This window comes from Micromonospora sp. NPDC049049 (assembly GCF_040649115.1).
Classification (GTDB): Bacteria; Actinomycetota; Actinomycetes; order Mycobacteriales; family Micromonosporaceae; genus Micromonospora.
Genome location: NZ_JBEZEX010000022.1, coordinates 88,605 through 109,954, shown reverse-complemented (window position 1 = coordinate 109,954; position 21,350 = coordinate 88,605). Strand labels below are relative to the sequence as shown.

General features: G+C 71.0%; 21 protein-coding genes. 11 read left to right on the top strand and 10 right to left on the bottom strand.

Features of this window, described 5'->3' with window-relative positions; all coding sequences use genetic code 11:
* Positions 1-46 precede the first annotated feature (46 nt).
* From AB0B68_RS22210 to AB0B68_RS22200, 3 genes are all read right to left on the bottom strand, one after another.
* Positions 47-1,021: an ABC transporter substrate-binding protein gene (locus AB0B68_RS22210; protein ID WP_357202688.1), complete on the bottom strand. Its 975-nt coding sequence runs from the start codon at positions 1,019-1,021 to the stop codon at positions 47-49.
* 189 nt (positions 1,022-1,210) lie between these two features.
* Positions 1,211-2,392: a 4-hydroxybenzoate 3-monooxygenase gene (gene pobA, locus AB0B68_RS22205; protein ID WP_357202685.1), complete on the bottom strand. Its 1,182-nt coding sequence runs from the start codon at positions 2,390-2,392 to the stop codon at positions 1,211-1,213.
* Positions 2,393-2,409: 17 nt separating this feature from the next.
* Positions 2,410-3,870 (bottom strand): benzaldehyde dehydrogenase, encoded by a 1,461-nt coding sequence (locus AB0B68_RS22200; protein WP_357262310.1) that lies wholly within the window; start codon positions 3,868-3,870, stop codon positions 2,410-2,412.
* A 245-nt stretch (positions 3,871-4,115) separates the two neighbouring features.
* On the opposite strand from AB0B68_RS22200, the gene AB0B68_RS22195 reads away from it, so the two are divergent.
* The 8 genes from AB0B68_RS22195 to AB0B68_RS22160 are packed head-to-tail and all read left to right on the top strand — an operon-like array spanning position 4,116 to position 10,329.
* Positions 4,116-4,934, top strand: a complete 819-nt coding sequence (locus AB0B68_RS22195) for a CoA-transferase (RefSeq protein ID WP_357262307.1) — start codon at positions 4,116-4,118, stop codon at positions 4,932-4,934.
* A gap of 27 nt (positions 4,935-4,961) precedes the next feature.
* Entirely contained in the window at positions 4,962-5,732 is a 771-nt protein-coding gene (locus AB0B68_RS22190) for a CoA-transferase (RefSeq protein WP_357202676.1), read from the top strand.
* Positions 5,729-6,478 (top strand): protocatechuate 3,4-dioxygenase subunit beta, encoded by a 750-nt coding sequence (pcaH, locus tag AB0B68_RS22185; protein ID WP_357262305.1) that lies wholly within the window; start codon positions 5,729-5,731, stop codon positions 6,476-6,478. Before AB0B68_RS22190 ends, pcaH begins: the two co-directional genes overlap by 4 nt.
* Entirely contained in the window at positions 6,471-7,043 is a 573-nt protein-coding gene (pcaG, locus tag AB0B68_RS22180; RefSeq protein WP_357202670.1) for a protocatechuate 3,4-dioxygenase subunit alpha, read from the top strand. Before pcaH ends, pcaG begins: the two co-directional genes overlap by 8 nt.
* Positions 7,018-8,358, top strand: a complete 1,341-nt coding sequence (gene pcaB, locus AB0B68_RS22175; protein WP_357262302.1) for a 3-carboxy-cis,cis-muconate cycloisomerase — start codon at positions 7,018-7,020, stop codon at positions 8,356-8,358. The genes pcaG and pcaB overlap by 26 nt, the downstream gene beginning before the upstream one ends.
* Positions 8,355-9,134: a 3-oxoadipate enol-lactonase gene (gene pcaD / locus AB0B68_RS22170; RefSeq protein WP_357202664.1), complete on the top strand. Its 780-nt coding sequence runs from the start codon at positions 8,355-8,357 to the stop codon at positions 9,132-9,134. Before pcaB ends, pcaD begins: the two co-directional genes overlap by 4 nt.
* Positions 9,131-9,511 carry a 4-carboxymuconolactone decarboxylase gene (pcaC, locus tag AB0B68_RS22165; RefSeq protein WP_357262299.1) on the top strand — a complete coding sequence of 127 codons (381 nt, stop codon included), beginning with the start codon at positions 9,131-9,133 and terminating at the stop codon, positions 9,509-9,511. The genes pcaD and pcaC overlap by 4 nt, the downstream gene beginning before the upstream one ends.
* The gene (locus AB0B68_RS22160; RefSeq protein WP_357262296.1) at positions 9,508-10,329 is read left to right on the top strand and encodes an IclR family transcriptional regulator; all 822 of its coding nucleotides are present in this window, start codon (positions 9,508-9,510) and stop codon (positions 10,327-10,329) included. Before pcaC ends, AB0B68_RS22160 begins: the two co-directional genes overlap by 4 nt.
* On the opposite strand, the gene AB0B68_RS22155 is transcribed toward AB0B68_RS22160, so the two are convergent.
* The 3 genes from AB0B68_RS22155 to AB0B68_RS22145 form a co-directional block, all read right to left on the bottom strand.
* A complete protein-coding gene (locus tag AB0B68_RS22155) occupies positions 10,316-10,960 on the bottom strand; it encodes a DUF2306 domain-containing protein (protein WP_357262294.1) in 645 nt (214 codons plus the stop codon). The genes AB0B68_RS22160 and AB0B68_RS22155 overlap by 14 nt on opposite strands.
* A gap of 98 nt (positions 10,961-11,058) precedes the next feature.
* A complete protein-coding gene (locus AB0B68_RS22150; RefSeq protein WP_357202653.1) occupies positions 11,059-11,721 on the bottom strand; it encodes a response regulator transcription factor in 663 nt (220 codons plus the stop codon).
* Positions 11,718-12,866: a sensor histidine kinase gene (locus tag AB0B68_RS22145; protein ID WP_357262291.1), complete on the bottom strand. Its 1,149-nt coding sequence runs from the start codon at positions 12,864-12,866 to the stop codon at positions 11,718-11,720. Before AB0B68_RS22145 ends, AB0B68_RS22150 begins: the two co-directional genes overlap by 4 nt.
* A 173-nt stretch (positions 12,867-13,039) precedes the next feature.
* Between AB0B68_RS22145 and AB0B68_RS22140 the strand changes: the two genes are divergently transcribed.
* Complete coding sequence (locus AB0B68_RS22140; protein WP_357262287.1) at positions 13,040-14,305, top strand: PHB depolymerase family esterase; 1,266 nt, start codon at positions 13,040-13,042, stop codon at positions 14,303-14,305.
* 52 nt (positions 14,306-14,357) lie between these two features.
* On the opposite strand, the gene AB0B68_RS22135 is transcribed toward AB0B68_RS22140, so the two are convergent.
* The 4 genes from AB0B68_RS22135 to AB0B68_RS22120 form a co-directional block, all read right to left on the bottom strand.
* Positions 14,358-14,882 (bottom strand): hypothetical protein, encoded by a 525-nt coding sequence (locus AB0B68_RS22135; protein ID WP_357262284.1) that lies wholly within the window; start codon positions 14,880-14,882, stop codon positions 14,358-14,360.
* A gap of 119 nt (positions 14,883-15,001) precedes the next feature.
* A complete protein-coding gene (locus AB0B68_RS22130) occupies positions 15,002-16,582 on the bottom strand; it encodes an RICIN domain-containing protein (RefSeq protein ID WP_357262328.1) in 1,581 nt (526 codons plus the stop codon).
* 155 nt (positions 16,583-16,737) lie between these two features.
* Complete coding sequence (locus tag AB0B68_RS22125; protein WP_357262281.1) at positions 16,738-18,162, bottom strand: family 43 glycosylhydrolase; 1,425 nt, start codon at positions 18,160-18,162, stop codon at positions 16,738-16,740.
* 369 nt (positions 18,163-18,531) lie between these two features.
* Entirely contained in the window at positions 18,532-19,725 is a 1,194-nt protein-coding gene (locus AB0B68_RS22120; protein ID WP_357262278.1) for an amidohydrolase family protein, read from the bottom strand.
* A gap of 234 nt (positions 19,726-19,959) precedes the next feature.
* Here AB0B68_RS22120 and AB0B68_RS22115 point away from each other — a divergent pair, with 234 nt between their 5' ends.
* Positions 19,960-20,208 carry a hypothetical protein gene (locus AB0B68_RS22115; RefSeq protein ID WP_357202296.1) on the top strand — a complete coding sequence of 83 codons (249 nt, stop codon included), beginning with the start codon at positions 19,960-19,962 and terminating at the stop codon, positions 20,206-20,208.
* Positions 20,209-20,228: 20 nt separating this feature from the next.
* Entirely contained in the window at positions 20,229-21,182 is a 954-nt protein-coding gene (locus AB0B68_RS22110) for a cyclase family protein (protein ID WP_357262275.1), read from the top strand.
* Positions 21,183-21,350 lie beyond the last annotated feature (168 nt).

Sequence of the window (21,350 nt, the reverse complement as noted above, 5' to 3'; positions counted from 1 at the left end):
CGAGGCCCTCCCCGCTCCGGGGCCAGGGAGGGCAGGATCGCGCCGGCTACTGCTGCTGGATGAGACGGTCGAGGTTGGGTTGCCTGTCGAGCACCTTGTACTTCTGCGCGAGCTCGGCGAGCGTCTGGAGGCTCGACCGGTCGACCTCCCAACCGAAGGCCGGCAGCCGCACCGACTCGGCCACCGGTGGGGGCAGCTGGAGGTTGTCCTTGATGGCCTGTCGAAGCGCCGCCTCGTTGGCGGGGGTCTTGGCCCACTCCAACGTCTTCTTCATCGCCGCCGTGAAGTCCTCGACCAGCTTGGCGTCCTTCTCCGTGCGTTCCCTGGTGGTGATGGTGGTGAGCGTGGTCAGGCCGGGCACCACCGCCTGGTAGGGGGCGACGATGAAGGTGTCGCCGCGGGTCTTCAACTGGGTGACGAAGGGCTCCGGCACCCAGGCGGCGTCGATGTTGCCGGATTCGAGTTGGGCCGGGGCGTCCGGAAAGGCGACCTCGACGAACTTGATCCTCGACGGGTCGCCACCGTCCTTCTCGACCGCCGCCATGATCGTCACGTCGCCGGCGGCGCCCAGGCTGTTGACCGAGACCCGCTTGCCCGCGAGGTCGGCCGGCCGCTTGATGCCTGACTTCGCCGAGGCCACCACGGCGTTGATGTCGTCGCCGTCGGCGTACGAGGAGGCGTAGTTGCCGATGATGACGACGCCGAGATCCCGCAGGTCGGCCCGGAACGGCCCGAAGGGCTGGCCGATGGCGAAGTCGATGTCGCCGTTCAGGAGCGCGGGAATGGCCTGCGCGCCGCCCTGGGCGGGCAGCACCTCGACCTGGAGGCCGCGCTCGGCGAAGACGCCGGCCTTGATGCCGCCCCACAGCGCGGCGGTCTCGGTGATGGGCAGCGCCGCGACCCGGACCTTGCGCAGGTCGCCCGAGGTCTGTTCGGACGGGTTGGACGCGTCAGAGTCGGTACATCCGGTGAGGGCGATCGCGGTGACGGCGATCAGCCCGAGAGCCATGACCTTCTTCATGGACGAGGCCCTTCCTGGGCGGGGGTGGTGGGTGCCTCGGATTTTCAGGTGACCAACGGTGGCGCGGGGGCGCACTTCGCTGTGGTGGCCATGGTCAGTCACCCCGGCATTGAAAGTCAATAATTTCTGACGCCCGTCAGAAATAAGTTGAACAACGCTCTGCTGTGGTGCCGTCTCGCACGCTCGCGTTCAGACCTCGGGCAGGCCCACGTAGTTCTCGGACAGGCTCGCGGCGTACGCCTCAGAGGTGGCGACGTACCTCAGCGTGGCGGTCTGGAGCTTCGTCTCGTACGGGTCGTCGCGCTCGAGCCGGTGCAGCATCGAGGTCATCCACCAGGAGAAGTGCTGGGCTCGCCAGACCCGGCGTAACGCCGTGGCCGAGTAGGCCTCCAGCAGATCGGTGCTGCCCCGGTCGTACCAGGCGGCGAAGGCGTCCCCCAGCAGCGCGACGTCAGCGAGGGCGAGATTCATGCCCTTCGCGCCGGTCGGTGGGACGATGTGCACGGCGTCCCCGGCCAGGAACAGCCGCTCCCACTGCATCGGCTCGACAACGAAACTGCGCATCGGGGTGATGGACTTCTCCAGGATCGGTCCCTCGTTGAGCGACCATCCCGGCACCGTCTCCAACCGTGCCCGCAGCTCCGTCCAGATCCGCTCGTCCGGCCACGCGGCGATGTCCTCGTCGGGCGCGACCTGTAGGTACAGCCGAGAGATCTCGGGGGAGCGCATGCTGTAGAGGGCGAAGCCACGCTCGTGGTTGGCGTAGATGAGTTCGTCCACCGCCGGCGGTGCAGCGGCGAGGACGCCCAACCAGGCAAACGGGTACACCCGCTCGTAGGTGGTCAGCACCCCGTCGGGCACCGCGCCGCGGCTCACTCCGTGGAACCCGTCGCAGCCCGCCACGAAGTCGCAGCGCAGCTCCTGGACCTGCCCGTCGCGTCGAAAGTGGACGACCGGGGAGTCCGAGTCCAGCCGGTTCAGGCGTACCGCCTCGGTCTCGAAGAGGATCGAGCCACCGGCCGCGAGCCGGGCGGCGATCAGGTCCTTGACTACCTCCTGTTGCCCGTAGACGGTGATCGCCCGCCCGGTCAGGTCGGCCATCGGCACCCGGTGCGACTCCCCGGCGAAGCGCAGCTCGATGCCCTCGTGGCGCAGTCCCTCCCGTCGCAGCCGCTCGCCGACGCCGTTGCGGCAGAGCAGGTCGACCGAGCCCTGTTCGAGGACGCCCGCCCGGAGCCGGTGCTCGACGTGGTCGCGGCTGCGGCTCTCCAGCACCACGGACTCGATCCCGCGCAGGTGCAACAGGTGCGACAGCATGAGCCCCGCCGGCCCGGCGCCGACGATGCCGACCTGGGTACGCATTCCCGGCATGCCCGATCCTCCCGGTGTCAGAACGGGTACCGCGTGATGGCGCCGCGCACGGTGAGCCACTGGGTCTCGGTGAACGCTTCGACGTTCGCCGCCGGCCCGCCGAACCGGGAGCCGGTACCGGACGCTCCCACCCCACCGAACGGCGCCACCGCCTCGTCGTTCACCGTCTGATCGTTGATGTGCACGATTCCGCTGGGGATCCGGTCGGCAAGGGCCATCGCCCTCATCACGTCACTGCTCAGGATGCCCAGCGACAGGCCGTACTCGGTCTGGCGGGCCAACTCGACAGCCTCGTCCTGGTCGGCAAACGTGATCACCGGGGCGACCGGGCCGAAAACCTCCTGGGCGTACGCCGGGGTCGCGGGGGTGACGTCGGTGAGCACCGTCGGCCGGTAGAACAGTCCCTCGTACGTGCCCCCGGCGGCCAGCCGGGCACCCGCGTCGACGCTCGCGGTGACCAGTGCGTGGATCTTGTCGCGCTGGTGCTCGTCGATGATCGGCCCGAGCGCCACCTGCTCCTTCGCCGGGTCGCCGACCGGCAGGTGGTTCGCCTTCTCCGCCAGCCGCTCGACGTAGCGCTCGGACAGACTTTCGTGGACCAGGTGCCGGCCGGTGGTCATGCAGATCTGACCCTGGTGCAGGAACGACCCCCACGCGCCGGCGGAGACAGCGAGGTCCAGGTCGGCGTCGTCGAGGACGATCAGCGCCGAGTTGCCACCGAGTTCGAGGTGCGAACGTTTGAGGTGGCGTGCCGCCGCCTCACCGACCTTGCGGCCGGCAGCGGTCGAGCCGGTGAAGCTGATCACGCGTACGTTCGGGTCGGCCACCAGCGTCTCGCCGGCCTCCACCCCGCCGGGAAGGACGTGCAGCAACCCTTCGGGCAGGCCGGCCTCCTCGAAGACCCGGGCGATCGCGACGCCACCGCAGACCGCGGTGCGCGGGTCGGGCTTGAGCACCACCGCGTTGCCCAGTGCCAGGGCCGGGGCCACCGAACGGGTGGCCAGGATGAGCGGGAAGTTGAACGGCGCGATGACCCCGACGACGCCGACGGGCAACCGGCGGGCCAGGCTGAGCCGCGGTTGCGCGCTCGGGATGATCTCGCCCAGCGGGTGCGAGGCCAGCGCCGACGCCTCGTAGCACTCCTGCGCGGCGGCGGCGATCTCGACGCTGGCCTTGGGTGGGATGGACCCGGACTCTCGCACGATCCAGTCGCCGATCTCGGCGGCGTGCCGCTCGAACAGTTGCCCGGCCCGGCGCAGTACCGCGGCCCGCACGGCGTAGCCGGTGGCGGCCCAGGCGCGTTGGGCGGTGGCGGCGCGGGCGCAGGCGCGCGTCACGTCCTCGGCGTTCGCCACGCCGACCTGGCCGATTTCCTCTCCGGTGGCGGGGGATCGCACGGGCGCCGTGCCGCCGGCGGGTTTCACCCAGCCGTCGCTGTGCAGGGTGCCCTGCCAGGTCGTGGCGTCCAGCAGTGTCATGGCGGTCCTCCCCGGAGGTGTTCGCGTACCGAACGGCCGTTCTCTGCTTGAACGTTGGCACGTGGCCCGGCTCGCGTCAACGCATCGGCCACCGTGACTGTCGAGCACAGTGGACGACTCCGGGCGGGCCCGGCCGACCTGTCGTTGACGGATGTCGTCCTCCGTCGTACGTTCGATATGAGTACGGCAGTCCGCATGGCGAACAGCTGGCGGCAGCGCGGATTTCGCAGGATGCGGGGAGGCCCATGGCGAAGCTCGTCTCGCTTGCCGACGGCGTGGCGCACCTAGTTCGCGACGGTGACGTGGTGGCCCTGGAAGGGTTCACGCACCTCATCCCGTTCGCCGCGGGTCACGAGATGATCCGCCAGGGACGGCAGGAGCTGACCCTCGTGCGGATGACCCCCGACGTCATCTACGACCAGCTCATCGGCGCGGGTTGCGCCAGCCGCCTGGTCTTCTCCTGGGGCGGCAACCCGGGCGTCGGGTCGCTGCACCGCTTCCGGGACGCCGTGCAGCACGCCTGGCCGCGTCCGCTCGAACTGGAGGAGCACAGTCACGCGGGCATGGCGAACCGGTACGTCGCCGGGGCGTCCGGGCTGCCGTTCGCCGTCCTGCGCGGCTACACCGGCACCGACCTGCCCGGGCACACAACGAACATCCGGCCCATCACCTGCCCCTTCACCGGCGAGACGCTCACCGCCGTCCCCGCCCTGCGTCCCGACGTGACTGTGGTGCACGCCCAGCGCGCCGACCGTGACGGCAACGTGCAGATGTGGGGCATCACCGGGGTGCAGAAGGAAGCGGTGCTCGCCGCCCACCGGTCACTGGTCACCGTCGAGGAGATCGTGGACGAGTTGGAACCCGTACCGGGGCAGGTGGTCCTGCCTGGTTGGGCGGTCACCGCGGTGGCCGAGGTGCCCGGCGGCGCGCACCCCTCCTACGCCCACGGCTACTCGGTACGGGACAACGACTTCTACCGGGACTGGGACGCCGTCAGCCGGCACCGCGACACCTTCCGCGCCTGGCTGGACGAGCACGTGCACACGGCCGGGGCGGCGGCATGAGTCAGCGCGGCGAGCGAGGGGAACGCGATGGCTGACTGGACCGCCGACGAGATGATGACCGTCGCCGCCGCCCGCCAACTGCGCGACGGCACCGCCTGCTTCGTGGGGATCGGGTTGCCCAGCACCGCGGCCAATCTCGCCCGGGTGACCCACGCCCCGAACCTGGTGCTCATCTACGAATCGGGGTGCCTCGGCGCGAAGCCGGACCGGCTCCCGCTCTCCATCGGGGACGCGGTCCTCGCCGAATCGGCTGATGCTGTGGTGTCGGTGCCCGAGGTGTTCAACTACTGGCTCCAGCCCGGCCGGATCGACGTGGGCTTCCTCGGGGCGGCGCAGCTCGACCGGTACGGCAACATCAACACCACTGTCGTCGGCGGTGACTACGACGCCCCGAAGGTCCGGCTGCCCGGCGCCGGTGGCGCCCCGGAGATCGCCGCCTCCTGCGGGGAGGTCGTGGTGATCGTCCGGCAGACCCTCCGGACGTTCACCGAACGGGTCGACTTCGTCACCTCGGTCGGCTACGGAAGCGGCCCGGGCGACCGGGAGCGACTCGGCCTGCGTGGCGCCGGCCCCCGCGTGGTGATCACCGATCTCGGCGTCCTCGAACCCGACCCGGTGACCTGCGAGCTCACGCTGACCCGCCTGCACCCCGGCGTGACCCGGGAGCAGGCGCGGGCGGCCACCGGCTGGGACCTCGCCGTCGCCGACGGGCTGACCACCGGTGAACCGCCGACGGCGCGGGAACTCGCGGCGCTGCGGGCACTGGAGGCGACGAAGTCCGACGGGAGACGACGATGACCACACAGGACGCCGGGGCAGACAGGGGCCTCGTGCTACCGCGGTACCGGCGCGACGACGTCGACGTCCACCCACCACTGCTCAGCCCCGGCTACGGGTCGACAGTGACGCGGGCGCCGCGACACCCGCTGCTCCACCTGCCGCAGCGGCTGACCGAGGTCACCGGACCGCTACTGGGGGAGGGGCGGCTCGGGGCGCTCGACCACGACCTGACCCGCCAGCACGACGGCGAGCCGCAGGGACAACGCATCATCGTGCACGGGCGTGTCCGCGACGGTGACGGTCGACCCGTGCCCCGCACGCTTGTCGAGATCTGGCAGGCCAACGCCGCCGGCCGGTACCGCGACGCCCGGGACACCTGGCCGGCCCCGCTCGACCCGTACTTCGAGGGGGTGGGCCGGGCGCTCACCGACGACCAGGGGCGGTACCGGTTCATCACAGTGCAGCCCGGTGCCTACCCCTGGCGCAACCACGACAACGCCTGGCGGCCGGCGCACATCCACTTCTCCCTCTTCGGCCGCGCGTTCACCCAGCGGCTGGTCACGCAGATGTACTTCCCGGGCGACCCGCTCTTCTTCCAGGACCCGATCTTCAACTCGGTCCGTGACCCGAAGGCACGGGAGCGGATGATCGCCCGGTACGACCACGCCACCACCGCACCGGAGTGGGCACTGGCGTACGAGTTCGACATCGTGCTGCGCGGCCGGGAGAGCACCCCCTTCGAGGACGAGGACGACGATGACTGAGCAGTTGGGCGTGATGCCCGCGCAGACCGTCGGGCCGTACCTGCACATCGGCCTACGCTGGCCCGACGGCCCGTACGTCGTACCCGAGGGCACGCCGGGCGCGTTCTGGATCAGGGGGCGGGTCTTCGACGGCACCGGAACGCCGGTGGTCGACGCGATGGTGGAGAGCTGGCAGGCCGACCCGGACGGCCGGTTCGACCATCCGGACGACCCTCGGGGTGCCCGGCCACCCGCGCTCGCGGGCTTCCGCGGATTCGGTCGGAGCGAAACCGACGGGCAGGGGTGGTACCGGCTGTTGACCGTCAAGCCGGGTTCGCTGCCCGAGCCGGGCGGCGGTACCGAAGCCCCCCACCTGACCCTGTCGGTCTTCGGGCGTGGGCTGCTGCACCGCCTCGTCACGCGGCTCTATTTCCCCGATGAGCCGGCGGCGAACGCCGCCGACCCCGTGCTGCGCATCGTCGACGCCGACCGCCTCGACACCCTGCTGGCGAGTCCCGCCCCGGACGGGTTCCGGTTCGACATCCACCTGCAGGGCGACCATGAGACCGTCTTCTTCGCCGTCTGACGGCCTGCTCGGCGGCCTCTCCGGCGCCCCGGACGTCGACGCGGAACTCAGCGACCCGTCAGTGCTCCAGGCGATGCTCGACGTGGAGGCCGCACTCGCCCGGGCCGCGGCGGACGCCGGCATCCTGCCCCCGCCGGCGGCCACGGCGATCGTCGAGCAGTGCCGCGCCGAGCGGTACGACCCGGGAGCGCTCGGCCGGGCGGCCGACGCCACGGGCAACCCGGTCGTCCCGCTGGTGGGTGAGCTGACCGCCGCCGTGCCAGAGGACGCCCGAGCCTGGGTGCACTTCGGGGCGACCAGCCAGGACGTCCTGGACACCGCGCTGGTCCTGGTGGCCGTGCGGGCGCTCGGGCCGCTGCTGCGTCACCTCGACGCCGCCGTGGACGCCGCCGCCCAGCTGGCCGATTCGCACCGGGACACGGTGATGGTCGCCCGTACCCTCGGGCAGCAGGCGGCGCCCACCACGTTCGGGCTCAAGGCCGCCGGCTGGTTGACCGGGCTGGTCGAGACCCGGGACCGACTGCGTCAGACCCGCACCGCGCAGCCCGCGCAACTCGGTGGCGCGGTCGGCACCCTGGCCGCGTACGGCCCGGCCGGCGCCGAAGTCGCCGAGCGGTTCGCGGCGCACCTGGGCCTCCCGCCGAGCCCGCTGCCCTGGCACACCCGTCGCCAGCCCTGGCTCGACCTGGCCGCCGCCCTCGGCGGGCTGCTCGTCGCCGCCGGAAAGGTCGCCCTCGACGTCGGGTTGCTCGCCCAGAACGAGGTGGGCGAGGTCGCCGAGGGCGGCGCCGGACGCGGCGGCTCCTCGGCCATGCCGCACAAGCGCAACCCCGTGGACTCGATCCTCATCACCGCCGCGGCGCGACGCGGCCCGGGTCTCGTCGCCACCCTGTTCGCCACGGCGGTGCAGGAGCACGAGCGGGCCGCGGGCGCGTGGCACGCCGAGTGGGAGCCCCTGCTGGAGCTGCTGCACGTGGCCGGCGGCACCGCCGCCCGGTGCGCCCGGATGCTGCACGGGCTACAGGTCCGTCCGAACAAGATGCGGGAGAACCTTGACGCTACCGGCGGTCTGCTGCTCGCCGAGGCCGTGGCCGCGCGACTGGCGCCCGCTGTCGGTCGTGGCGTCGCACACGACCTCGTGGCCCGCGCCGCCGCCGGACCCTCGTTCCGCGCCGCGCTGCTCACCGACCCCGAGGTACGCGCCCACCTGTCCGACACGGAGATAGCCGAGGCGCTCGACCCGCACCGCTGGCTCGGCTCGGCCGGCCGGTTCGTCGACAGTGCCCTGGCCGCCGCTCGCGGAGTGGGCCGATGACGTCCCGATTGCATCTCACAGTCGACGGCCCGGCCGCCGCGCCGGTGCTGCTGCTCGGCAGCTCCCTCGGCACCGCCGCCGCCATGTGGGAACCCCAGGTCCCGGCGCTCGCCCAACGGTTCCGAGTCATCCGGTACGACCACCTCGGCCACGGGCGCTCGGCGGTGCCGCCCGGGCCGTACACGCTGGACCTGCTGGGCCGGGAACTGCTGCGGACGCTGGACGACCTCGACGTGCAGTGGGTCCACTACGCGGGGCTGTCCCTCGGCGGCATGGTGGGCATGTGGCTCGCCGCGTACGCGCCCGAGCGGGTGCGGCGGCTGGCGCTGCTCTGCACGTCGGCGTCGCTCGGCCCACCGGAGCAGTGGCGGGAACGAGCCGCCACGGTACTCACCGGCGGGATGCCGGCGATCGCCGACGCGGTGGTGGCCCGCTGGTTCACCCCGGCCTTCGCCACGGCCCGGCCGGAGGTGGTCGCCACCCACCGGGCCATGCTGACCGCGAACGCACCGACCGGATACGCCGCCTGCTGCGAGGCGATCGCCACCATGGACCTCCGACCTGACCTCGGCCGGGTCGTCGCGCCGACGCTGGTCATCGCGGGAGCGGACGACCCGGCCACCCCGGTGGCGCACGCCCGCGAGATCGTCGAGCGCATCCCGCGGGCCCGGCTGGCCGTGGTCGACGCGGCGGCGCACCTGGCCAACGTCGAGCAACCCGAGCAGGTGTGCCGACTCCTGTTGGAACACTTCCACGAGGGACGGGGTGACGGGTGAACGACCACGAGCGGCACCAGGCCGGCATGGCGGTGCGACGACAGGTGCTGGGCGACGCTCACGTGGACCGCGCGGTCGCCGGCACCGATGAGTTCACCGCCGACTTCCAGGACTTCATCACCCGCTACGCCTGGGGCGAGGTGTGGAGCAGGCCGGGCCTCGACCGGCGTACCCGTAGCTGCATCACCCTCGCCGTGCTCGCCACCCTGCACCACGACGAGGAGTTGGCGATGCATGTCCGGGCCGCGTTGCGCAACGGACTCAGCCCGGAGGAGGTGGCGGAGGTCCTGCTCCAGGTCGGCGTCTACGCTGGCGTACCGGCGGCGAACCGGGCGTTCAAGGTGGCCCGGGAGACCCTGCGGCAGGAGGCCGGGTGAGCGTGAGCGAGGAGGCGACGAGGTCGCCGGAGTTCGTTCAGTCGCTGGAGCGCGGCCTCGCGGTGATCAGGGCGTTCGACGGCGACCACCCGCAGCTCACGCTCAGCGACGTGGCCAGACGCACCGGGCTGACCCGGGCTGCGGCGCGCCGGTTCCTGCTCACCCTTGTCGAGCTGGGCTACGTGCACACCGACGGTCGGCTCTTCTCGCTGCGGGCACGGATCCTCGAACTCGGCTACGCGTACCTGTCGAGCCTGAGCCTGCCCGAGCTCGCGCAGCGGCACATGGAGGCGCTCGTCGCGCTGGTGCACGAGTCCTGTTCAGTGTCGGTGCTCGACGGCGACGAGGTGGTCTACGTCGCCCGCGTGCCCACCAAGCGGATCATGACGGTGGGGATCAGCGTCGGGACGCGCTTCCCCGCGTACGCCACCTCCATGGGTCGGGTGCTGCTCTCCGCGCAACCGGCGGACTGGCTGGACGACTACCTCGCCACCGCGCAGCTGCGGCCGCTGACCCGGCGCACGGTCACCGACCCGGCGAAGCTACGCACCGTCCTGACGAAGATCGCCGCCCAGGGGTACGCCATCGTGGACCAGGAGCTGGAGGAGGGCCTGCGCTCCGTGGCCGCGCCGATCCACGGCGAGAACGGGTCGGTGATCGCCGCGGTCAACGTCTCCGCGCACGCCAGCCGGGGGTCCTTCGAGATGATCCGTCGAGAGCTGCTCCCGCCGCTGCTGGCCGCCGCGAAGCGGATCGAGGAGGACATCCGGGGCGGCCTGAGCCGGTCACCGACGACCGGCGGGCTCAGCTCAGCTTGAGGGCCGGCGCGGTGACGACCCGCGCCGGACGGCGCAGGTACCACTCAGCCACCGCAAGGTTGATCACCCAACCGGCGACCACCAGGCCGGCCCGCAGGTTCCCGTCGGGCTGTTCCCCGGTCGCGATCAGGTACGGCGCGTGGGTGAACGCCTGCGTGCCGGCGCCAAGGCCGATCGCGTAGCCGCGCACCATCCACCTGCGGTGCAGGGCGATGTCCCGGCGCAGCGCGGCGGCGAGACCGAGCAGGATCGAGCCGGCCATGGCCGAGCCGAAGACGAGCCGCATACCGGCGAGCACGTCGTTGTCGTGGGCCGGCAGGTCGTACGCGACGGCCATCCACAGGCCGGTGAACGCCGCCGTCAGCCCGCAGGGGACGAGCACCCGGCCGGCACGGCGGTGCCAGGAGTAGCGGCGCAGCCGGGGCACGAACTGGAACGCGCCCAGGATCGTGTAGACCACCGCGCCGACGATGTGCAGCACCACCGGCAGCGGATCGGCGACGAAGCGGGCGTTGGCCGGGGTGACCTCCGGTCCGCTGCCCAACTCGGTGAGCCGTCCCGCGCCGGCGAGCATCGGTATCAGGCCCAGCAGGATCAACGCGGCCGGTAGCCGCCACTCGCGGATCGTCATGCCACCGATGGTGGACGCCGTACCCGCCCCCGCTCATCAGCACAAGGGCCGCGATCGGGTCGGCCCATGGTCGGACGCCGTCGTCGTACTTCCGTCGCTCACCAGTGCCGTCGGCTGCGGTTCGTCTCGTACGCCCACATCGCCACCTCGACCCGGTTACGCACCCCCAGCTTGGTCATCAGGCTGGTGACGTGCGACTTGACGGTGCTCAACGTGATGTAGAGCTCGTCGGCGATCTCCTTGTTGGTGCGCCCCCGCGCGACGGCCACCAGTACCTGTTCCTCCCGGTCGGTGAGCGCCTCGATGGGCTGCGTGCGCGGCGCGGCCGGATCCGCCTCGGCGAACGCCTTCAACAGCCGCGTGGTGACGCTCGGCGCGATCAGCGCGTCTCCGTTCGCGGCGGCGTGCACCGCCTGGCTGAGCAGGGCGGGACCGGCCTCCTTGAGCAGGAAGCCGCGGGCGCCGGCCCGTAGTGCCGCGTACACGTACTCGTCGAGGTCGAAGGTCGTGATGACGACCACCGCGAGCGGGTCCGGGACCGTTGGCCCGGCGAGCGCCCGGGTGGCCTCGATGCCGTCCATGCCCGGCATCCGAATGTCGAACAGACACACGTCGGGGCGTAGCCGCCGGGCGAGCGCGACGGCCTGCCGGCCGTCACAGGCCCCACCGACGACCTCGATGCCGGGCTGCGTGTTCAGGATGATGGTGAGCCCGGTACGGACGATCTCCTGGTCGTCCGCCACGAGCACGCGAACCGTCACCTGCCTACCCCCTCGCGCGGAAGCACTGCCGTGACGGTCCACCCACGGCCCGGGTTGGGGCCGGCCTCGCAGGTGCCGCCGAGCAGATCGGCACGCTCCATCATGCCCACCAGGCCGAAACCGGGCGAGCCGGCCGGACGGGAGGTGCCGGCCTCGCCGTCGTCGCTGACCCGTAGGCGCACGGACGTGTCGTCGGCAGCGACGCTGACCTCGATGCGGGTGGCGTGGCGGGCGTGGCGTCGGGCATTGGTGACCGACTCCTGGGCGAGGCGGTAGAGCGCGGAGCCCACAGTGGGCGGAATGTCGCCGAGGTCGCCGTACAGCTCCACGTCGACGGTCGGCCCGGTGCGGAACTGCCCGGCGAGCCGCCAGATGTCGGCGACCTGCGGGTTGGGCCCCAGGTCGGCCGGCTCGTCGCGCCGCAGGACGCGAACCATCGCCCGCATCTCGGCAAGCGCACGGGACGCCTCGGCCTCGATGGTCCGCAGCGCCTCGACGGCGGCACCCGGCTGGCCCGCCGACGCGGCGATGCCGGCCTGGGCACGGATCGCCATCGCCGACACGTGGTGCGCCACAGTGTCGTGCAGGTCACGGGCGAGCCGTTCACGCTCCAACAGCTTCACCCGATCGAGCTCGCGCAGCCGGGCGGCGGCGCGGAAGCGGATCGCCACACCCAGCGTGGCGGCGGCGAACATCACCGCGAAGCCGGCGACCAACTCGCCACCGTCGACCGACCCGACCAGACCGGCGGTGGTCACCTTGGCCACCACGAAGAACGAGCCGACCACGGCATCCTGGCCGGAACCCCAGCGGAACAGCGCGTGGACCAGGACGACCAGGAAGCTCGCCGTGAACAGTTGGCACGGATCGCCGGGCAGCACGAACGGGGCGACTGTCGTGCAGCCGAACGCGATCACCACCATCGCGAGCGGCGCCGTGCGCCGCCACAGGAGCGTGGGCAGCAGCGCGAGCGCGACGACGGCGCAGCCCACCCGCCAGGGCAGATCAGGTCGGAGGATTGCTTCCACCACGATCGCCGGCCCGAGGACGGCGATCACCGCCCAGTCGCGCCACACCCGGGACGGGGCGGGGGAGACACGCGGCTCGGCCAACACCGCGTGCAGGCGAGGGTGCATGGGACTCATCGTACGAACGGTGGTGCGACTTCAGATCGTCCCAAAGTACGACTCGGGTGGCCGGGTCGCTGGTGGATCAGGCGGGGTGGAGTCCAGTGTCCGCACCGGTTGCCAGCTGATCTCCACCGCGTTACGTTGAGATGTCATCGACGCTCGTCTAAATCTTGAGGTACGGGGGCCGCATGTCCACGCCTGTCACTCGTCGCACCGTTCTGGCCGGAGGGGCCGGTGCCGCCATCGGCCTGGCCCTGCCCGGCGTCGCCGCCCACGCCGGTGGTCACCATCCCACCAGCGTGAGGTTCACCCTCGACGCGAGAACGCTCGACGGCGGTGAGCAGGTCACCTCGGTCACCCTCGACACCGCCCGGCTCGGGCCGATCGACCCGGCCGGGCTGACTCCCGGCACGTTCAGCGTGCACGCCAAGGCCACCAGCCCGATCCCGATCGCCCCGGGCGACCTGATCTTCAGCGAGTACGACCTGGACCGCACGGTGACCGCGGCCCGGCTCGACCGGCACGGCAACATCGTGCTGGAGTTGAGCCATGCCGAGGGTCAACCTGGCGGTGGCACCCTCGGCTACATCCTGAGCAGGGGCCGCAACGTCCGGCTGGACCTCGTCTACACCATCACCCAGAACACCCCGATCGTCCGACGCCACGGCTCGCCGCTCACCATCACGCGCTTCGTGCAGGGGCGGCTGTCCAACCCTGAGGTCGACGCCTTCAGCCACCACGTCTCGGGCTCGGGTCTGAAGTATCGGCTGTACTCTCCCGACCACTCGCCCCGGCACGGTAGGCGACCCCTGATCCTCTGGCTGCACGGTGGCGGCGAGGGCGCCTCGCTGCCGGACGGCTACTACGACAACGAGACCACGCTGCGCGCCAACCGGGGAGCCCTCGGCTTCGCCACCCCGCAGGCCCAGCGGATCTTCTCCGGCGCGTACGTCGTCGCTCCGCAGAGCACCTCCTACTGGATGGAGGACGGCCCCCGGTTCGCCCCACTGATCCGCGAGATCGTCCAGGACCTCGTCCGCCGCAAGCGTGTCGACCCGGACCGGATCTACGTGGTCGGGTGCAGCAACGGTGGCTACATGTCACTGGAGATGACAGTCGCCTACCCCGATTTGTTCGCCGCGTCGGTGCCGATCTGCGGCATCGTCGAGCCGCTCAGCGGGGAGGGCCCGCCGCTGATCAACGACGCGGAGCTGGCGCAGATCCAGACCCCGACCTGGCTGGTCACCTCGCTCGACGACGACACGGTGCCGCCCGAGACCAACACGATCCACGCCCACGACCTCATCCCGGGATCACTGGTCAGCCTGTACGACCACGTCGTCTGGAACGGCTACCAGTTCCCCGGCCACTGGTCCTGGATCTACGTGGCGCGCAACGACCCGAGCCTCAACGGCACCCACATCTGGCAGTGGATGGCCCGCCGCCGTCGGTGATCTGCCGTCCAGGGTCGTGCCAGCCGGTGCCGGTGGCACCGGCTGGCGTCGATCACCGGTTGCGGCGTAGCTCGCGCAACACGCCGTGCCGGCGCAGGGCCCAGGCGAGGCGCCGGACGCTCGGGTGCCGCACGAACAGCACCGCCGCCCGGCGGATCAGACCGAACCGGTCCTCGCTCAGCTGGTTCTCGATCGCCTGCCAGATCAGCTCGCGCACCTTGGCGCTGGCCAGCACCGCCCGCACCTCACGCCGCACCACAGGATCCTCAACCGCCGACGCGATGGCGGCAGCCTGACCCGGCCGGTCCGCCAGCGGCTCCACCGCCGCCGCGACGAGCGGCCTGCGCACCTCGTCCTGCTCCAGCAGCAGCAACACCGCTTCGCGAATCTCGACAGTGTCCAGGGCTGAGCGCAGCAGGCTCAGCAGGCTGCGCTCCACCTCGTGGTCATGGTCCGGAACGGACAGCGTGGCCAGCAGCACCGCGACCTCGTCGAGATCGACGACGTGTCGCACCCCGGTGCGGAACTCCGGCAACTCCCACGCGACCTGCAGAGCCTTGACGAGATTGCGGTTCATGGGCCATCGCTACCCGCAAGCGCCAGCGGGCGAAACCCCGCCACCGGCCCGGGCCGGCGCACCGACCACGATCCGGTGCGGAGCGGCCGCCGAGATCCGGGCGGCCGCTCCGCACCGGGTCAACACCACGTCAGCGTCGAGTTCACCCGGGTGACGTTGCTGATCGTGTTGTTCGCCCCGCCGCAGGGGCTCTGGGTGATGTTGGTGCCGCTGACTGTCAGATTCTGGAACCGGATGCCAGAGGAGATCGGGAATTCGCTCCGGGCCGCGATCCGTACCTCGCCGCCGCCCGTCACCGTCCCGGAAACCCCGGCGATGACGACGTTGTAGCAGTTCTCCACCAGGATCGCGTTGTTCCCCGTGTTCGAGATCGTCACCCGGTCGATGACAGCGCCACCGGACTCGGACACGCAGAAGATCCCCCGGCCACCGCCGGACGCGAGCACGGTCCCGACCCGGATGTTGGTCGGGTACGAGTTGCCCACCCGGCCGTTGCGGTTGGCCATCCGGAACGCCGCATACCCGGTTCCGGCCCCGGCGCCCTGCGCGTCGACAGTGCCCACTGTGGCGTTGATCGTGTCATTGAGGAGCAGACCGGAATCCCGGGTGTTCCTCGCGGTGACAGTGCCGATCGTCAGACCGTCCACGCCGTACGTCTCCACCCCGTGGGTGCCGGTCCCCGACACGTACACGGTGTCGATGCGGATGTTACGCACCTTGACCGCTCGATCTCCCCCGTGGTTGTCGATGCGTATGCCCAGACCGCCGGAGAGCCGCATGTCGATCTGCCCGAGGGTCAGGTTGTTCACGTTGCGCATGAAGATCCCGTACAACGGCGAACCGGTCAGCGTGAGGTTCTGCACCTCGACGTCGGTGGTTCCGCGCGAGTACACCGGTGCCTGGTCACCCGAGCCCGACCCGGTCACGTTGATCGTGCCGCACACGGCCAGGGTCGTGTACGACGGCAGCGACAACCGCGAGCCCGCACTCATCGAGCCGGAGCCGCGAACCACCACCCGCTGCTTCGACGTACGACCCGCCGAGAGCGAGTTGACCGCCGCCTGCATCGCCGACAGCATGTCCGAACCCGAGTAGACCGTCGACGAGCCGTTGCGGGCCGTCCAGGTGCTCCCACTCAGTACGGCCTCGGCGTTTGTCGACCCGGTGCCACAGCCGGTGGTCGGCGGCGTGCTGACACCTCCCACCGCGACCAGCTGCCACTGCTGGTTCGTCCCGTTGAGGTCGGCGTACTGGCTGATCCGCCCGCCGTCGGCGGTGGACCGCTCCCAGACCTCAAGTGCCTTCGCCGAGTGGCGGTTGATCAGCCGGATGTAGCCGCCGTCGGAGTCGAGAACCTGGAACTGCTGGTTGGTGCCGTTGGCATCGGACCACTGGCGGTACTCGGCGCCGTCGGCGGTGTTCCACTCCCAGAGGTCGACGACCTTGCCGCTGTGCCGGGCCTTGAGGCGGTAGTAGCCGCTGCCGGAGGAGACGAACTGGAACTGTTGCCACGCGCCGTCGTTACGGGACCACTGCTGGATCGCCGCGCCGTCCGCCGTCGAGGTGTCCCGGACGTCGAGGACCTTGCCGCTGTTCCGGTTGACCAGGACGTAGTAGGCGTTGGTGTCGATGCTCGCCGCCGCTGCCGGCGGTGCGCCGACCAGAACGGCGCCCGCGGCGCCGACCAGCGTGGTGATCATGGCGAGCACCAGGCCCGTACGCCGGCCGCGACGGAACGACCCACCGCCGGACGGTCCTCTCGTGCTGCTGAAGGGCATCGCTCCTCCTGGCTGGAATGGGCTCCGGGCGAACCGGAACGGGTATCGACGACAGGGGCACCTCGACCTGTGAGCGGTTACTCCAGGTGGAAGGTGGCCGAGGCGCGTTCGGCGCTCGAACTGACGGCCTCGATGTAGAGCAGTCCGTCGCGGTGGCGCACGTGGCGGCCCGGGAAGTTCTGCGACTCCAGGGAGATCCCGGCGCTGTCGGCGAGGCCGGCCTGACGGCGGAAGCTCGCGTCGCCGCCGAACAGCGCGGAGCCGTCGTTCTTCTCCACGTACAGGGCGTAGCCCCGGTGACGGAGGTAGTAACCGGGGAAGTTGGTCGACTCCAGCGACACCGAACCGCCGCCGGCGAGACCGCTGACGATGCGGAACTGGGAGTCGGCCAGGTTTGTCACGTTCGGCTCGACCCGCGCCCGGTAGTCGTAGTGCCGGATGTAGCTGCTGGCCTGGTCGTGTGACCGCAGGCGCACCGGCGTGGCCCCGTCGGGCACCGGGATGCCGAAGTTCGGGGTGCCGTCGGCGTTCCAGTACACCTTCTGTAGCCGGGTCCGTCGGTTCGGGTCGTTGAGCGGATCGCCGCTGATGTCGCGGTAGTTCCGGTCGTGGTAGACGAGGATGTCGCTCTGCCCGTCCTCGGAGACGGTGAACGAGTTGTGGCCGGGGCCGTACTGGCTGGTGGCCGCGTTGCTGGCGAACACCGGGCTGGGGCTCTTGCTCCAGGAGGCGGCGTCGAGCAGGTTCGCGCTGGCGGAGGCGCTCAGCATCCCGAGGCAGTAGTTGGCGTCCGTGGCGCTGGCCGAGTACGTCAGGAAGATCCGGCCGTTTCGTTGGATCACCGCCGGTCCCTCGGCAACCCGGTAGCCGCGGGTCTCCCAGTCGTACGTCGGAACGACGAGCCGGGTCACGGTGCCGGTGATCTGCCACGGGTTGGCACCCATCCGGGCGAGGTAGACGTTGGAGTTGTTTCCGATGGCCGGCTCCTGCTGGGCCCAGGTCAGATAGCGCACCCCGTTGGCGACGAAGGTCGAGGCGTCCAGGCTGAAGGTGTCCCAGGGTGTGGTGATCCGGCCGCGTTCGGTCCACGAACCGGTCAACGGATTGGCGTTGGCGTTCTCCAACACGTACATCCGGATCCGCCACACGTCGTCGGTCCGGCCCGCGGCGAAGTAGACGTACCACCGGTTGTTGATGAAGTGGATCTCTGGCGCCCAGATGTGGGCACCCATCTCTCCGCTGGTGTGGCGGCTCCAGATCGTCGTCTCCGCCGCCGTTGCCAACCCTTGCAGGGTGGTGGCCCGGCGCAGCACGATCCGGTCGTACTGTGGAACGGTCGCGGTCAGGTAGTAGTAGCCGTCGGTGTGCCGGAAGATGTGCGGGTCGGCCCGCTGGTTCACCAGCGGGTTGGTGTAGTTGACGGCGGGCGCGGCGTGCGCGGGCGCGGGCAGGCCGGCCGACACGGACAGCACCACCAGGACCGCGGCCAGCAGCGACCGCACCCGCCGAGGGACGCGGTGGCCGGCAGGCCCCCGGTGGACGGCCCGACGGCTTTTCGGGTCGGTTCGACGGGACGGCAGCGGCATGTGTCCTCCGCGAGCTTGGGATGGCCATTCACCAGCACCTGTAGCACCGCGGCGATGCCGTAGCCGATCCGGTCGACGCCGAGCGGTGACGTCGGGCAGGACCGGGGGAGAGGCACGAAGGGCTGGGAATGTGACGGTGGCGTTGCTACCAGGTGGCGGAGTTCATGTTGGCGTTAACATCGATGCCTGTCAAGCTGTTCCAGCCGCTCACCTGGCCGGAACAGCGGCCATCCGCGAACCCCGACCGGGCCTGGTTCCGCGAGCAGCTCCGCGCATCCTGACCCTTCATTTCACCGGTAGACCGGCGCGGTACACCGCGAGTGGGCGGCGCAGCACCGTGATGTCGCTCGTGGGATCACCGTCCACGATCAGCAGGTCGGCCTCGAATCCGGCGCGGATCCGGCCCTTGCGCCGCCCCAGACCACACACCTCCGCGCCGACCGAGGTCGCTGCGGCGAGGGCAGCGGTAGCGGGAATCCCGCAGGCCACGTACTCGACAAGCGTCTCGGGCAGGACCCCGTGCGGCTTGGCAGGGCCGAGGCCCGCGTCCGAACCGGCCACCAGGCGGACCCCGGCCCGGTGCAGAGTGGCAACGCCGTCGCGCAGCGCGGCTTCGCTGAGCCCGGCCCGCGCCGCCATGTCCACCACCTCCGGTGGCGTGACCACGGCCGGGTCGGTGCCGAGCGTGGCACAGACCGCCACCCCGGACGCGGCCAGTCGGTCCGCGAGCTCCACGGGAACACGGGCGCCGGCAGGGGTTACGCAGGTGCAGTGCTCGATGCCGTCCACGCCGACGCGCAGCGCCTGCTCGACCGCGCTGAGCGCGTGCGCGTGCGCGGTCACCGGCAGGCCCAGGTCATGGGCCTGCGTCAACGCCGCGGTCAGCTCCTCGTCGGTGAACTGGGGCCTCGTGGTGTCGGTGCCTGGGGTGAACACCCCGCCGCTGGCCATGACCTTCACCAGATCGGCACCGGACGCCGCCCGCAGACGTACGGCCTCGCGGACCTCGTCGACACCGCTCGCCTCACCCCCCAACGACCAGCAGTGCCCGCCGACGCTGGTGAGCGGTGCGCCGGACCCCACCACCGTTGGCAGGTCGTCCCGCACCCGCCGATCCCGCCAACGGAGCACCGCGCCGCGCCGGTCGCCCAGGTCCCGAACAGTCGTGACGCCGGCCGTCAGGTGCGTCCGCAGTGACGCCTCGACGACTTCGTCGAGGTCCGACTCGGGACGCTCCACGAGCCGGCCGAGCGCGTCGGGCCCAGCGTCGGCGCAGAGGTGTACGTGGGCGTCCACCAAGCCGGGTAGCAGGGTGCCGTTCGGCTCCTCACGCACCGGCCAGCCTTCCGGCGCCTCGGCGTCACCCAGGTGCACCTCGGCGATGCGCCCCTCGTCGAGCAGGACCAGCACCCCGCCGTCCACGAGCCGCTCGCCGTCGAACATCCGGGCCACCCGGACCGCATGTTTCGTCATCGTCATCGCAGCCCACTCCGCTCGACGCAGTTACCACCGGTCATGGCCTGACCATCGCACCGCCGAGCGCGCGCAGCCTCCCTCGCCGGAGCGATGTCTCGTCCCCCAGCCGAGTTAGCGGCCCGCGGCGTGGTGTTCCGCGCCGGGAATCCGCCCTTTGCTCTGCACCCGCCCACGCACCAGGCACGGTCCGTAACTGGCGCATGGGCGGGTGCAGAGCAAAGGTGGGGTGTCTCTGGTGTGGCTGGTGGAGGTCGGGCCACCGCCACCTGCGCGCCCCGGACGTTTCGGCAGCAGTTGGCCCGTGACCTGAAGGTTGCCCTGCCGCACCTGGACGAACTCCGTGCGCTGGCCGACGGCCTCTGGCCGCCCGATGAAGGGCTGGCCAGCGCCGATATCGGTGGGTATGCCGACGACGAGGTGATGAGCGAGCCTCTGTCGATCAAGCGGCGGGCTACCCTGACCTGCGATGACTCGAAGCCCCCGTGATCAGAGGAGTCGATGCTGACATGACGTCAGGGCGACCGATGCCGACCCAGGACGAAGTGCTCGGGTACTTCGACACGCTGTCGAACTGGGGGCGATGGGGTGACGACGACGAACTCGGCACGCTCAACCACATCACCGACGACGTCCGGCTCGCCGCGGCGCGGGCTGTGCGGCACGGCAGGAGCGTGTCCTGCGCCTGGGAGGTCACCGCACCGGAAGACATGGAACGGTCGACGACGACGTGCCCATGCACCGCCGACATGCCGGGTGCGGAGAACATGCCGCCCGCATTCCACGCCGACCGGCGCTGGGGCTTCTCGTCCGAGCGGCTCGGCATCTCGTTCCACGGCAACACCCTCACCCACCTCGACTCGCCGTGTCACATCTACTGGGACGGCACCATGTACAACGGACGGTCGCACTCGTTCGTCGACCCCGCGACGGGCTCAGCGTGGGCGGCCGTCACGGCGGCCGCGAACGGAATCGTCACGCGTGGTGTCCTGCTCGACGTTGCGACTACCCGTGGTGTGCCGTGGTTGGAGCCGGGCCAGGGGGTGTTCCCCGACGACCTCGAAGAGGCCGAGCGCCGCCAGGGCGTACGGGTACGACCCGGCGACGCGGTACTCCTGCGGACCGGCTACGGACGCTCTCGGCACGAGAATGGTGCGGCCAGCGGCTTCACCCAGGCCGGCTGGCACGCGTCCTGCCTGCCGTGGCTGCACGAACGGGGGGTGGCGCTGATCGGCGCCGACACCCCACAGGACGTTCAACCGTCGGGGTACGACGACGTGTTGATGCCGGTCCACGCCGTGAGCCTCGTCGCGATGGGTCTGTGGATGCTCGACAACTGCGACCTGGAGGCCTGCGCGACGACGGCTGCCGAGCTTGGCCAGTGGGGCTTCCAGCTGGCGGTCGCACCGGTTCGCTTCGCCGGCACGTCCGGCAGCCCGGTCAACCCGATCGCCACGTTCTGACTGTTGCGGCCCACCCGACGCGGCGAGGGCTCGCCACGACACCGCGCAAGAACAGGACTGGACGTTCCGCTCCCGCAGGCGCGGAAACGGGAGGCGCTCCCTCCAACGGGGGACAGGCTGCCCGGGGTACGGACGTGGCGGCGCGGGACGCCATCGACTGTCGCCTCA

Bases quoted from the DNA above. Each gene is read 5' to 3' on its own strand.
- pcaG (WP_357202670.1), top strand. From the start codon at position 6,471: ATGACTGAGCAGTTGGGCGTGATGCCCGCGCAGACCGTCGGGCCGTAC.
- AB0B68_RS22135 (WP_357262284.1), bottom strand. From the start codon at position 14,882: ATGAACCGCAATCTCGTCAAGGCTCTGCAGGTCGCGTGGGAGTTGCCG.
- pcaH (WP_357262305.1), top strand. From the start codon at position 5,729: ATGACCACACAGGACGCCGGGGCAGACAGGGGCCTCGTGCTACCGCGG.
- AB0B68_RS22190 (WP_357202676.1), top strand. From the start codon at position 4,962: ATGGCTGACTGGACCGCCGACGAGATGATGACCGTCGCCGCCGCCCGC.
- AB0B68_RS22200 (WP_357262310.1), bottom strand. From the start codon at position 3,870: ATGACACTGCTGGACGCCACGACCTGGCAGGGCACCCTGCACAGCGAC.
- pcaD (WP_357202664.1), top strand. From the start codon at position 8,355: ATGACGTCCCGATTGCATCTCACAGTCGACGGCCCGGCCGCCGCGCCG.
- AB0B68_RS22145 (WP_357262291.1), bottom strand. From the start codon at position 12,866: ATGAGTCCCATGCACCCTCGCCTGCACGCGGTGTTGGCCGAGCCGCGT.
- AB0B68_RS22130 (WP_357262328.1), bottom strand. From the start codon at position 16,582: ATGATCACCACGCTGGTCGGCGCCGCGGGCGCCGTTCTGGTCGGCGCA.
- AB0B68_RS22110 (WP_357262275.1), top strand. From the start codon at position 20,229: ATGACGTCAGGGCGACCGATGCCGACCCAGGACGAAGTGCTCGGGTAC.
- AB0B68_RS22155 (WP_357262294.1), bottom strand. From the start codon at position 10,960: ATGACGATCCGCGAGTGGCGGCTACCGGCCGCGTTGATCCTGCTGGGC.
- AB0B68_RS22210 (WP_357202688.1), bottom strand. From the start codon at position 1,021: ATGAAGAAGGTCATGGCTCTCGGGCTGATCGCCGTCACCGCGATCGCC.
- AB0B68_RS22120 (WP_357262278.1), bottom strand. From the start codon at position 19,725: ATGACGATGACGAAACATGCGGTCCGGGTGGCCCGGATGTTCGACGGC.
- pobA (WP_357202685.1), bottom strand. From the start codon at position 2,392: ATGCCGGGAATGCGTACCCAGGTCGGCATCGTCGGCGCCGGGCCGGCG.
- AB0B68_RS22140 (WP_357262287.1), top strand. From the start codon at position 13,040: ATGTCCACGCCTGTCACTCGTCGCACCGTTCTGGCCGGAGGGGCCGGT.
- AB0B68_RS22195 (WP_357262307.1), top strand. From the start codon at position 4,116: ATGGCGAAGCTCGTCTCGCTTGCCGACGGCGTGGCGCACCTAGTTCGC.
- pcaB (WP_357262302.1), top strand. From the start codon at position 7,018: ATGAGACCGTCTTCTTCGCCGTCTGACGGCCTGCTCGGCGGCCTCTCC.